Genomic DNA, 12192 nt, shown 5'->3' on the forward strand with positions numbered 1-12192 from the left:
AATTTACGATTTTTAATGCAATGTGCCTCTAAGTTCTTGTTCACGTTCAATGGCTTCAAACAAGGCTTTAAAGTTTCCTTTTCCGAAAGATTGCGCCCCTTTTCTTTGAATGATTTCAAAGAACATGGTAGGTCTAGGCTCTACGGGCTTTGTAAAAATTTGAAGTAAGTAGCCTTCATCGTCGCGATCCACCAAAATGCCCAATTCACGTAGCGGAGCAATATCTTCGTCGATTTCGCCCACACGGTCGCTCACGGCATCGTAATAGGTTTCTGGAACGCGTAAAAACTCTACGCCTCTGCTCTTCAAATCTCGAACAGTTTGAATAATATTATCGGTAGCTACGGCAATATGCTGAACACCTTCTCCCTCATAAAAATCCAAATATTCTTCTACCTGCGATTTTTTCTTGCCTTCTGCGGGTTCGTTGATGGGGAATTTGATTCGACCATTTCCGTTGCTCATCACCTTACTCATCAAAGCGGTGTATTCTGTGGAAATATCATTGTCATCAAAAGAAAGGATGTTGTGGAACCCAAGTACGTTTTCATAAAAACTTACCCAATGGTTCATTTTGTTCCAACCTACATTGCCCACCATATGGTCCACAAATTTTAATCCTGTTGAAGTTGGATTGTAATCCGGGGTTTCCCATTGCACAAATCCTGGAAGAAAAGTGCCTTCGTAATCTTTACGCTCCACAAAAACGTGTACTGTTTCACCATAAGTGTAAATTCCAGAGCGAACCACTTTTCCATTTTTGTCTTCTTCTACGGTTGGTTCCATATACGATTTTGCACCACGTTCCATAGCTGCGTTGTAGGCGTAAGTGGCATCTTCTACCCAAAGGGCAACCACTTTTACTCCGTCACCGTGTTTGTCGATATGTTCACCTATTGCGGTACCACTTTTAAGGGGAGAGGTAAGCACCAATCTAATTTTATCCTGAACCACCACATAGCTTTCACGGTCTTTTAGGCCTGTTTCCAATCCAGCTTTTGCCAAAGATTGAAAACCAAAAGCGGTTTTGTAAAAATGTGCGGCCTGTTTAGAGTTGCCTACATAAAGTTCAATATAATCGGTCCCATTAATGGGCATAAAGTCTTGTGAGGTATCTTTTGATTTAGGAAGTGTTGTAGTTTCCATTGCTTGTTTTGTTTTATTGTTCAATTCTTTTTTGTTGCATCAACAACAAAAATAATAAAAATGATGTACGAAATCGCTTTCGTTGAGCAAATTTTAGGTTAAAATTGATTAGGGTATTTTTGGAGACGTCCAATATAAAAGTCTGAATCCCTATTTTTGTTGACTACATGCTCAATCGAATAGATGAAATACAGGGAATGGGGTACCACTTGGATTTGGTGCTTCGTAAGATTCAAAAAGCCTATCTCAAGGCTTTTGAGGAATTGGGCGTGGACACTACCATTGAGCAATGGGTGATTTTGTATCAGATTTATTTGTTGGGGGATAAAGCCAGTCAACGTGATATTGTAAAGAACAATTTTAGGAACCGTGCCACTACCTCTCGGGTTATCGGTGGGCTGGAAAAGAAGGGTTGGATATCGAAAACCCGATTTGAGGGTGATCAAAAACGATTCAAGCTTGAGCTAACACCTCAAGGAAAGGAAATTTTGGATTTGACCTTACCCACGGCCATGCAATTACGAAAATTGGCGGTGAAAGATATTGACCCTGCCCAATTTGCCACTTTTTTAAGTGTTTTGAACCAAATAGAGAACAACTACGACGAAACGGAGCCCCATTGATCAAAGGCCAATTTGGCGATGGTGACCAAACCAATCAATAAAATCAAAATCAAACTGATCTTTTTGAATTTATCTTGGGGGATGTAGTGCAATATTCTCTTGCCCAGATAAGTGCCCACCAATCCAATAACCAATAAAAATGGCAGGTACATGAGCTCTTGCTTGCCGATATATCCATTTTCATAGTAGACAAAAGTCCGCGAGAAATCAATCATAAAATCAATAAAGGCAGAGGTCGCAATAAAGGCACTTTTTTCCAAGTTAAAGGCGGCCATGGTCAACCCTCGAATGGCACCACCAGTTCCCAAAAGTCCTGCAGACATTCCAGACAGGGTTCCCCCAACAATGGCATTCTTTTTGTTGGGGAGGACTACAATTTCACTCTTGATTAGGAACAAAAGACTGAAAACCACTAAAAATACACCTAATACGATTTCCAGATAATAACCATTCACCAATTTTGAAAGAAAACCACCGATAATCACAAAAAGAACGGAAGGCACCCCGATATAGAGCAAAAGCATTTTGTCCAAACCTTTTTTAAAAAGAAAGATCTTACTGAGGTTACTCGATAGGTGAAAAATAGCGGTCATACCCAGCACAGAATAGAAATCAAAATAAAAATTTCCCAAGGGCACAAAAAACACTGAGGAGCCAAAACCGCCGATGGTCCCAATAATTTCGGCCACAAGCGCTAATAACAAAAAAACATAGCTGATTTTCATACTTCTGAAAGATAGTGCGGTTACCGTTACGGAAGTTAATCTTATGTCATTTTAACCTAAAATAATCTTAAAATAACCAAATTAGGGTAATTCAGCATAGTAAATGGATAATTTATTGGACGTGGTGGTAGGAAAACTGCCGCAACTTTGTACCCGTATAGTTATGCTATTACAATTGCTATGAAAAAGACAAATTTTTATCCAACAATATGGTCAACAGCGCCTTACGCACCACATGTGATGGAAGGTTGGTACAAATCCAAGAACGAGAGTGCCGAGTTGATCTTACGAAACGAGCCTGCTACCTCGCTCAAGGTTTCAGAAATGATGCTGAACATTACCAAGTTTGCCGCAATAGACGAAAATGGTAACGAACATTTTATAATAGATTTTCCTGGTCAAAACCCAGTTTCCTTAAAAGGAATTGCATCTGGAACATTTTTGCGTTCCAAAAGTGTCCTTTCCTTACCCAAAGGTGCCTACACAACTTTGCGTTTTTACCTAGCAGGTTGGGGAAACCAGTTTACCTATCAGGATGGGGAGGAAGAATCTGCCAATTCGTTCGACCGATTGGATTTTACCATCGAAGGTGGTTTCGAAGTTGCGGAAGACAATGCCCCAGAAGTTAAGTTGTGGTTCGATTTTGCTCCATACCAGTGGAAGCGACACTTTAAACCGCTTACGGATTTGTTTATAAGGAGCAAAGCCCCTAAACCACGACTAGCCAATAATTTTGGCAACTAAATATGCTATGAAGAAGATGAAAAAGGCACCTTGAGGGGTGCCTTTTTTATTTGGTTAAATACAAGAAACTTTATTACTGGCTCGTGTTTTCTTCAAGTCGCTTTAACTTATCCAATACTTCATAAATGGAAAAACTACGTGCAAATCGGTACATTTCCTTGTCATCAACCTTAAGGATGATCACCGGCAAGGTAAACACCATGGACTGTCCTGTAAACTCCTTTTCCTCTTCTACATCAACCACACGGATGTTAACCTTGGGAAAGTTCTCTTGTGCTGCTTCCAATAGTTTTGGTTTGAGCGCTTTGCAAACTCCGCAAGTTTTGCCTGTGAAGTAGATCAGTTCAATCATTTATGGAATCAATAATCAGAATATTCAGTGGGGTAAAGGAACCAAATATCGGCATGGTTCACGTTGTTTTCATATTTGGGCATGGCAACAAGTTCCTTCCATTCTGGAGAATCCACAAAAGCCTCCCAGTTTTTATTCCTGGTATCCATGTCGGCATGGGTGGTCATGTACATTAAATTGGGCATCTTCGGACCCGATAATACTTCCCCATAAAACACGGCATTGAAATTTAAACGGTCAAATAATTTTACCTCACCACCGGCATTGAACATATCTACCTTGTTGATATAATATTTTTCCGTGGGCGATTCATAACTACGCATTTCATAAATTCGGTTTTCGCGAGGCCCCTCTAAATTGGGTGTTGCCATCATTGGCATATCGGTGAAAGCCTGCATTACGATGGACTCTATATTTTCATAGGGAGGATTATCATAATTGGCATTGAGGTAGGCACTGCCTGCCGTCAAATAAGTCTCATCTTCCATAAGTTTGTTGTCCAGTTCCTTAAACTGTTCCAAGCTTTTAAAAGGAAGTAATACAAAGGTTTTGTGTACCGTATCCGTTTCATTGGTAATAAATTTAAATACGCCAACGTTGTCAATACCCTGTTTTTTTACAGCAGGCATAAAGGCATTTTTCAAGTAATCATCTGTAGTGGATATTTGCTCGTCAGTGCTGAAAGAATAGATTTTAAGTTGATAAAATTCCCTTTCCTCTTGCACCGTTTCGGGTGTGGTGGAATTTTCAGTTGTTTCGGCGTTGGGGTTTCCACAGTTGGTCAATGCCGCTAAAGTAAGCAGCAAGGGGAGGATTTTGATGGTTTTCATTGTTCAGCAGTTTAGTTTGTTGTGAGGCCGTTTTTTTATGTTTCCAAAACGACATTTCAAGATACGGATTAATTGTGGATTTTGTTTTCTGAATCAATAGCGGTTTTACTTTTTGTAACCAATGCCAACAACCCTAAAATGGGACCAATGGCCAAAACCATATATATAAAGTTGGAAGAAGTCCAGGTTCTCATGATGTTCAATAATTGAATACTGATGATGGTAATGGCAAATCCGATACAATTGACAATCGTAAGAGCAGTTCCCTTAATTTCTGGAGATGCGTTTTGTGCCGCCAAAGTTGAAAATAGGGGAGAGTCGGCAATCACCACCAAACCCCAAAAAATAAGAAAAGCGATAAAAAGTGTTTCTGATGATTGACCAAACAGTAAAGGCGAAACTAAACAACAACAGCAAGAAAGCAATAGCGCTATAAAAGCCACTTTTTTGGTGCCCAATCGCTGCGACAAAAACCCTCCGGCAACGCAAGCCAATCCGCCTAGGGCAATAATTAAAAATGATAGCAACGGAATGTTAAATGAAATTTCTGGGTGTGCCCAAGCATAGGTTTGTAGCATGATCGGGACAAAAGCCCAAAAGGTGTAGAGTTCCCACATATGTCCAAAATAGCCGAATGCAGCGGCACGAAACTTTGGGTGCTGAAATACTTTTACAAACGCCGATAGTTCCAGTTTTTGACTCGGTTTTCGGAATGGACCATCTGGGACGAAACTCAACATGAGCAATCCGCCCAAAACTGCCAAGCTTGAAGTGGCTACCAGTACCATTTTCCAAGGAAAGGCATAGGCCATGTTTTTTAATAAATGCGGAAAAGCAGTACCAACCACCAAGGCTCCTACCAAAAAGCCCAACGATTTGCCCAATCCTTTTTCGTAATAATCTGCGGCAATCTTCATGCCTACAGGATAAATACCAGCTAGGAAAAAACCCGTAAAAAATCGAAAATTCAGGAGACTTGCTAAGCTATTGCCCTCCCAAACAACTCCAAGATTAAAGATTGCACCCAAAATGGCGCAGCTTAAGAACACTTTGGAGGGCGAAAAGCGGTCTGCTATGGATAAAATGGCAAAAAGAAGTGTGCCCACGATAAACCCAAACTGCACAGCCGAGGTCAAATGCCCAACAGCGCTATTACTTAACCCAAAAGTGGCCACCAAGTCTTGCATTACCCCATTGCCCGCAAACCAAAGCGAAGTACAGCAAAATTGCGAAAACACAATGATGGGGAGTATGATTTTGGAGGGTTTCACGGAAGAGTCTTTTGGGTGTATAAATGACTAAAGCTTAACACTTTACTGTCAATGCCTATTTTACATGTTTTTCTTTATTTCTAAGGTGTTTCTGCCCACTGTATATGCGTAGGCAGAAGAAGGAAGAAATTGAATGTTTATCCCATTAAATTCTTTTTCTCCCTCTTTGTCAATAGTTGTTACAATTGGATTATTTAAATTACTCTCACTACAGAACTTGTAAAGACTCTTTAATTCATTTGGTTTGTCAAAATATCTGTTTGACCATTTTATTTCGAGTGCCCACAACGGTTGTAATGTCGACTCACTTAAACCAACCATATCTACTTCGCCCCCTGTCCACCTGGCATACCAAGGCGTGAACCAATCGCGATGCATCCATTGGGCAAATATTGCAGTTTCTACCATGTTTCCCATCATTTCATCGGTGGTTGACATAGGCGAAAACAGTGCACTCCTTAGTGATGGATTAGTTAAATAGATTTTAAAAAAATTATCTCTTTTAAAACGCTTCCCACTTTGGTCAATGCGCCTTACTTGCTTAATTAAATATGCGGCTTCCAAGTATTCAATATACTTTTTTAGCGTATTCTTTGGTACTTGGGATTGTTTACTTAGGGTTTCAAGTGAAAATTCACCTCCACTATTATAGGCGATTGTGGTAAACAACGAATTCAATTCTCTGGTATCACTTATTCCATATAGACTTGGTAAATCCCTTAGAAGCACTTTGTCTACTATATCCTGTCTGATGTATCTCCCAGGGTTGGCCTGTATTTTATCTGAAAAGATTACTTCAGGGTACCCGCCGAAGTTTATATAATCCAGAAAGTGCTTGTTCAATTCATCAAGATGGGAGGAGGTATAAAATTCAGTAACGTGTTCTTTCCATTTTAATTTGGTGGTGGTAATAATCCTATCCAAACCTTTTAGTGAAATGTATTCGTTAAATGTTAATGGAGGCAACAAAAAATCAGTAAATCTTCCAGCTCCACTTTCTGTGCTGGCAAACTTGAGTGCGGCCGCAGCAGAACCAGAAACTATAAATTTGTCTTTTCTGTAACTATCTACCAATGATTTCAGATGTACCTCCCAATCCCTACAATATTGGATTTCATCATAGATAATGTGCCAATCCTCTTTATCCTTAAGTCCAGTGGCCTCTTTTGCATAAGTAAATAGCTGTTCGAGAGGAATATTGTTATAAATGGGATTTTCTATAGTGATGAATATGATTTTTTTTGGATTTATTCCACTACTGATCAAATCTTCGACCAGATGAAAAAGCATTACTGTTTTTCCTACCCTTCGTGGACCCATTAAAACCACAGCTCTTCTAACTTCCCTTTCATAAACAAGGGGCTTGAAAAGTTCAAAATAAAGCCTTCTTGGCATTTGGTTGTAATCATCTTCAATGTGACCATCAACCCACCAAGGATTTTCGAATCTTATTCTATCCAGTACTTGTTTTTTAGAAATTTCCTTTATCATAAGTCTCAATTAGATATAGCTAAAATAATAAATAAAGTCAACTATTTGACTTTATTTTTAATAAATAGTGGAAATAAGAAATTTAAAGTAGATGATTGAGCTTATTTGGTGTTTCTAATGCGCCTCCAACCAATTCTCACCAATCCCAACTTCCACATCCAAGGGTACGGAAAGTTTGTAGGCATTTTCCATTTCCGATTTGATCAGTTGTTTCATTTCTTCCAATTCCGGTTTGTAGCAATCGAACACCAATTCATCGTGCACCTGCAAAAGCATTTTGGTCTTGTATTTGCCTTCGGAAAGTTTTTTATGGATGTTGATCATCGCAATTTTAATGATGTCCGCAGCACTCCCTTGGATGGGGGCATTCACCGCGTTACGTTCCGCAGCACCGCGCACCACTTGGTTCCCTGCATTGATGTCTTTTAAATATCTACGACGCCCCAAAACGGTTTGCACATACCCATGATCACGAGCAAAATCTATCTGCTCGCTGATGTAATTGCGCAATTTCGGGTAGGTTTTGTAATAGGTGTCTATGAGTTCTTTGGCCTCCGAACGGCTCAAATCCGTTTGGTTGCTCAACCCAAAGGCCGAAACCCCATAAATAATCCCGAAGTTCACCGTTTTGGCATTGCTACGTTGTTCGCGGGTCACTTCCTCAATCGGCACATTAAATACTTTGGAGGCAGTGGAAGCATGAATGTCCTCTCCATTTTTAAATGCAGAAATCATGGTGTCTTCTTCGCTCAAGGCCGCAATAATGCGCAATTCTATCTGGGAATAATCCGCTGCCAACAACACATAGTTTTCATCACGCGGAATAAATGCTTTTCGCACCTGTCGTCCACGTTCAGTTCGGATAGGAATATTTTGCAAGTTCGGATTGTTGCTGCTCAAACGACCTGTAGCTGCCACCGTTTGCATATAATCGGTATGCACGCGACCTGTTTTTGGTTGTACTTCGTTGGGCAAGGCATCCACATAGGTGCTTTTCAGTTTTGCCAATCCGCGGTAATCCAACACATTTTTAATGATTTCGTGGTCTTTTGCCAAATAAGAGAGTACATCTTCCGAAGTAGAAAACTGACCTGTTTTGGTTTTTTTGGGTTTGTCCACCAACTTCAATTTTCCAAAAAGAATATCGCCCAACTGTTTTGGGGAGGCGATGTTGAATTCTTCCCCAGCCTCTTTGTAAATATTTTGTTCCAGTTCCTTGATATCCTTATCCAATTGCTCTGAAAGACCCTCTAAGTAATCCTTGTCCAAATTGATGCCCTCCAACTCCATATCTGCAAGCACGCGGACCAAAGGAATTTCAATTTCATCAAATAACTTGTCTGTGTGGGCCTCTTTTAATTCAGGCGTAAATTTTAACCCTAGTTGAAAGGTGACATCGGCATCCTCCACGGCATATTCGGTTTGTTTTTCCAAAGGAACTTGGCGCATGCTGAGTTGGTTCTTCCCTTTTTTGCCGATGAGTTCCGTAATGGAAATAGGTGTATAGTTGAGGTAAGTTTCCGCAAGCACATCCATATTATGCCTCATATCGGGATTGATGAGGTAATGGGCCAACATGGTATCGAACAGTTTGCCCTTGACTTCCACACCATAGTTTTGCATTACTTTAATGTCGTATTTTAAGTTTTGCCCCACCTTTTCAATGTCCTCGGATTCAAAAAACGGGCGTAGTTTTTCAATCAAGGGTTTGGCATCGTTCTCGTTATCGGGAAACGGCACATAAAATCCTTTTCCTGGCGACCAACTAAAGGCGATACCCACCAACTCGGCTTCCAACGGATTTAATGAGGTGGTCTCGGTATCAAAACAAACGGAGGGTTGCTTCATCAGCATTTCCAAAAAGAGTTCCATGCCCAATCCGTTTTCCACGTTTTGGTACAAATGCGAAACATCGGCAATGGTATTTCGGCTGTTTACATCTTTAATGGTGGCTGCGGCTTCGGTTGGATCACCCCCAAACAAGGTAAATTGACCACTGCCTGCTACTTTGGCTTCTTCTTTCGCAGTTTTTGTGCTGGTCACAGACGTACTTGTTTCGGCCTCTTCGGTAAATAGTTTAATGAATTGATCTTTCAGTCTTCGGAATTCCAATTCTTCGAAGATTTCCTGCACTTTTTCTGCATCTGGAGGACACATTTCGTAATCCTCGGCATGGAATTGAACGTCGCAATCCGTTTTAATTTCGGCCAGTTTTCGTGATAAACGACCCAACTCGGCATTTTCCTCGATTTTCTCCTTCATTTTGCCTTTCAACTTGTCGGTATTGGCCAGCAAACCTTCCAAAGAATCGAATTGCTCCAAGAATTTTTTAGCGGTTTTGTCCCCAACACCCGGAAAACCCGGAATATTGTCACTGGCATCACCCATCATTCCCAAATAGTCGATGACCTGCTCTGGACGTTTTACTCCAAAGCGTTTTTGTACCTCGGGAATCCCCCAGATTTCAATCCCGTTACCCATTCGAGCTGGACGGTACATGAAAATATTCTCGCTCACCAATTGTCCGAAATCCTTATCGGGCGTCACCATAAAAACTTTGTAGTTTTCTTTTTCGGCCTGTTTGGCCAAAGTGCCAATAAGATCATCCGCTTCGTAGCCCTCCAAAACCACAACAGGAATTTTCATGGCTTCCAATATTTGTTGAATATAAGGCACTGCTATTCGGATAGCATCGGGCGTCTCATCCCGATTGGCCTTGTAGTCCTCAAAAAGTTCGGTGCGCTCTACACTGCCACCTTTGTCAAATGCCACGGCCAAGTGGTCGGGTTGTTCGCGTTTGATCACATCAAAAAGGGAATTCATAAATCCCATAATGGCAGATGTGTCCATTCCCTTGGAGTTGATTCTTGGATTTTTTATAAGGGCGTAGTAGCCGCGAAATATAAGTGCGTAGGCGTCTAAAAGGAAAAGTCTTTTTTGATCAGACATGGTATAATTTTTTGAAGTACAAAGTTAGAAGTACGAGTTTTTAAAAGTACGAATTGAAGATTAAAAGATATGAGAATTGAGATATTAGATTTGAGAAGTTATGACTCCAGAGCAAAGAACCAAGACTGAAGACTTCTTGATTTTTAAAGAGAAACGCTCTTGGCTCTTTTGTCTAATAGCGCAGCGTTCTAGTATCTCATCTCTAACAGCGAAGCGTTCTAGCATCTAACATCTAAAAAGTGCAGCGTTCTAACTTCTATTCATAAAAACTGGTTACCTCTCGGTTCTCGTGTCCCTTTTCAGAGTATTCACGATACGTAAACCCAGGATGTACACAATATCCCCCCGTTTCCCCATTTTTGTTGATGGCCAAGAACCCAATTTGGAAATCTTTGCGGCCTTCATTTTTCTTCATAATGCGCTTCACACCTTCTTCACAGGCTTCTTGTGGACTTTTTCCTTGTCGCATCAACTCCACAATTAAAAAACTGCCTACGGTTCGAATCACTTCTTCACCAACTCCTGTTGCCGTTGCACCTCCTACTTCATTATCTATAAAAAGTCCAGCGCCAATAATGGGGGAGTCCCCGATACGACCACCTACTTTGTAAGCCATGCCGCTTGTGGTACAGGCGCCTGCGATATCACCGTTTTCATCAATGGCCAACATGCCAATGGTATCGTGGTTTTCTATATTGATAGTGGTCTCATATTTGGAGGTTTTTAACCACTCTTCGTATTGTTTTCGAGTGCTTTCGGTGAACAAATCCTCTTTTTTGAAGCCTTGCTCGTAGGCAAATTTTTCGGCACCTTTTCCTGCCAAAATAATATGTGGGGTTTCTTCCATTACCTTTCGAGCAACGGAAACGGGGTGCACAATGTTTTGCAAATAGACCACGGAGCCGCAATTCCCATCCTTGTCCATAATACAGGCATCCAAAGTTACATTGCCATCACGGTCTGGACGGCCTCCTTTGCCCACAGTCTCGTTGGTTTGGTCGGCTTCTTCCACCATCACCCCTTGTTCCACGGCATCGAGTGCATTTCCGCCAGCGCTTAAAACTTCCCAAGCTTTGTTCGTGGCATTCAGAAAATTCCACGTGCAGACCACAATGGGCTTTATAGGTTCAACAGCGGCTAAAGGAGCGACTTCGGATTTGGTTTCGGTTTTACATGAGGCCAATGTGGTGGCAGAAACCAGTCCTGCGGCGGTAAGGCTCGAATTTTTAAGGAATTTGCGTCGTTGCATGCGTTGGGATGTTTACTTTTAAGGGTCATAAATATACAATATGCTGGTAGAAGTTTGTGCCAATTCGTTGGAATCGGCAGTGAATGCGGAAAGGGCAGGAGCGGATAGAATTGAGCTTTGTTCGGAGCTTGGTGTAGGGGGGATTACCCCATCTGCGGGACTTATTGAATTGGTTAAAAAGGAATTGAATATTCCTGTGCATGTGCTGTTGCGTCCTAGAGGGGGGCATTTTACGTATTCTGATTACGAAATTGAAGTGATGAAAGCCGATATTTTGGCCTGCAAAGAAATGGGAGTGGATGGCATTGTTTCTGGAATATTGAATCCTGATTTTACGGTTGATGTAGATAAAACCAAGACTCTAGTTGATTTGACAGGAGATTTACATTTTGTTTTCCATCGTGCCTTTGATTGGGTGGCGAATCCAAATGAGGCTTTAAAACAATTGGAAATGATTGGTGTGCAAACCGTTTTGACTTCTGGCGGTGAAACTTCTGCAGAAATTGGATTGCGAAATTTGGAGACTTGGCAACAACAAACCGCCATGACTATAATGGCTGGGGGAGGGGTTTCACCCTCAAATGCATTAAAGTTTAAGACTGCTGGTCTAAAAGCGATTCATTGTTCGGGCACCACTTTTGGAAACCGTGTGAATATTGCGCATAAAATCAGTATGAACTCATCCAAACATTTGGTGGAAGATCAGGTGGCTGTTTCCAATCCAGAGGTGCTAAAGGCCATTGTGAGGGCCGTTAAATTATAATTAAAAGCACTGCTAGATAGGAGATTAACCCTAATTTTGTAAAAAAGAT

11 protein-coding genes are annotated in these 12192 nt (G+C 41.1%); 3 read left to right on the forward strand and 8 right to left on the reverse strand.

The features are described 5' to 3' along the window. Positions 1–12: 12 nt before the first annotated feature. Positions 13–1146, reverse strand: a complete 1134-nt coding sequence (gene hppD / locus ABT310_RS08605; RefSeq protein ID WP_375323495.1) for a 4-hydroxyphenylpyruvate dioxygenase — start codon at positions 1144–1146, stop codon at positions 13–15. A 167-nt stretch (positions 1147–1313) separates the two neighbouring features. On the opposite strand from hppD, the gene ABT310_RS08610 reads away from it, so the two are divergent. Then, positions 1314–1769: a MarR family winged helix-turn-helix transcriptional regulator gene (locus tag ABT310_RS08610; protein WP_375323496.1), complete on the forward strand. Its 456-nt coding sequence runs from the start codon at positions 1314–1316 to the stop codon at positions 1767–1769. Here the strand turns inward: ABT310_RS08610 and ABT310_RS08615 are convergent. Continuing rightward, positions 1745–2494 carry a sulfite exporter TauE/SafE family protein gene (locus ABT310_RS08615; RefSeq protein WP_375323497.1) on the reverse strand — a complete coding sequence of 250 codons (750 nt, stop codon included), beginning with the start codon at positions 2492–2494 and terminating at the stop codon, positions 1745–1747. The two genes, ABT310_RS08610 and ABT310_RS08615, sit on opposite strands and share 25 nt — an antisense overlap. A gap of 180 nt (positions 2495–2674) precedes the next feature. On the opposite strand from ABT310_RS08615, the gene ABT310_RS08620 reads away from it, so the two are divergent. Next, entirely contained in the window at positions 2675–3238 is a 564-nt protein-coding gene (locus tag ABT310_RS08620; protein ID WP_375323498.1) for a hypothetical protein, read from the forward strand. 73 nt (positions 3239–3311) lie between these two features. Here the strand turns inward: ABT310_RS08620 and ABT310_RS08625 are convergent, their stop codons facing one another. The 6 genes from ABT310_RS08625 to ABT310_RS08650 form a co-directional block, all read right to left on the reverse strand. Continuing rightward, positions 3312–3590, reverse strand: coding sequence for a thioredoxin family protein (locus ABT310_RS08625; RefSeq protein ID WP_375323499.1), 279 nt, complete (start codon positions 3588–3590; stop codon positions 3312–3314). 8 nt (positions 3591–3598) lie between these two features. Beyond that, a complete protein-coding gene (locus ABT310_RS08630) occupies positions 3599–4420 on the reverse strand; it encodes an NIPSNAP family protein (RefSeq protein WP_375323500.1) in 822 nt (273 codons plus the stop codon). Between the two features lie 68 nt (positions 4421–4488). Then, positions 4489–5691, reverse strand: coding sequence for a nitrate/nitrite transporter (locus ABT310_RS08635; RefSeq protein ID WP_375323501.1), 1203 nt, complete (start codon positions 5689–5691; stop codon positions 4489–4491). Positions 5692–5751: 60 nt separating this feature from the next. Continuing rightward, positions 5752–7182, reverse strand: a complete 1431-nt coding sequence (locus ABT310_RS08640) for an ATP-binding protein (protein ID WP_375323502.1) — start codon at positions 7180–7182, stop codon at positions 5752–5754. A 114-nt stretch (positions 7183–7296) separates the two neighbouring features. Further along, on the reverse strand, positions 7297–10131 hold the full coding sequence (gene polA / locus ABT310_RS08645) for a DNA polymerase I (protein ID WP_375323503.1): 2835 nt from the start codon (positions 10129–10131) through the stop codon (positions 7297–7299). A 256-nt stretch (positions 10132–10387) separates the two neighbouring features. After that, a complete protein-coding gene (locus ABT310_RS08650; protein WP_375323504.1) occupies positions 10388–11380 on the reverse strand; it encodes a N(4)-(beta-N-acetylglucosaminyl)-L-asparaginase in 993 nt (330 codons plus the stop codon). Between the two features lie 40 nt (positions 11381–11420). Here ABT310_RS08650 and ABT310_RS08655 point away from each other — a divergent pair, with 40 nt between their 5' ends. Continuing rightward, a complete protein-coding gene (locus ABT310_RS08655; RefSeq protein WP_375323505.1) occupies positions 11421–12143 on the forward strand; it encodes a copper homeostasis protein CutC in 723 nt (240 codons plus the stop codon). Positions 12144–12192: the final 49 nt, after the last annotated feature.

The organism is Flagellimonas cixiensis, assembly GCF_042134615.1.
GTDB lineage: Bacteria > Bacteroidota > Bacteroidia > Flavobacteriales > Flavobacteriaceae > Flagellimonas > Flagellimonas cixiensis.

Excerpts from the sequence above, each read along its gene's own strand:
- hppD (WP_375323495.1), bottom strand. The coding sequence starts at position 1,146 with ATGGAAACTACAACACTTCCTAAATCAAAAGATACCTCACAAGACTTT.
- ABT310_RS08610 (WP_375323496.1), top strand. The coding sequence starts at position 1,314 with ATGCTCAATCGAATAGATGAAATACAGGGAATGGGGTACCACTTGGAT.
- ABT310_RS08615 (WP_375323497.1), bottom strand. The coding sequence starts at position 2,494 with ATGAAAATCAGCTATGTTTTTTTGTTATTAGCGCTTGTGGCCGAAATT.
- ABT310_RS08620 (WP_375323498.1), top strand. The coding sequence starts at position 2,675 with ATGAAAAAGACAAATTTTTATCCAACAATATGGTCAACAGCGCCTTAC.
- ABT310_RS08625 (WP_375323499.1), bottom strand. The coding sequence starts at position 3,590 with ATGATTGAACTGATCTACTTCACAGGCAAAACTTGCGGAGTTTGCAAA.
- ABT310_RS08630 (WP_375323500.1), bottom strand. The coding sequence starts at position 4,420 with ATGAAAACCATCAAAATCCTCCCCTTGCTGCTTACTTTAGCGGCATTG.
- ABT310_RS08640 (WP_375323502.1), bottom strand. The coding sequence starts at position 7,182 with ATGATAAAGGAAATTTCTAAAAAACAAGTACTGGATAGAATAAGATTC.
- polA (WP_375323503.1), bottom strand. The coding sequence starts at position 10,131 with ATGTCTGATCAAAAAAGACTTTTCCTTTTAGACGCCTACGCACTTATA.
- ABT310_RS08650 (WP_375323504.1), bottom strand. The coding sequence starts at position 11,380 with ATGCAACGACGCAAATTCCTTAAAAATTCGAGCCTTACCGCCGCAGGA.
- ABT310_RS08655 (WP_375323505.1), top strand. The coding sequence starts at position 11,421 with ATGCTGGTAGAAGTTTGTGCCAATTCGTTGGAATCGGCAGTGAATGCG.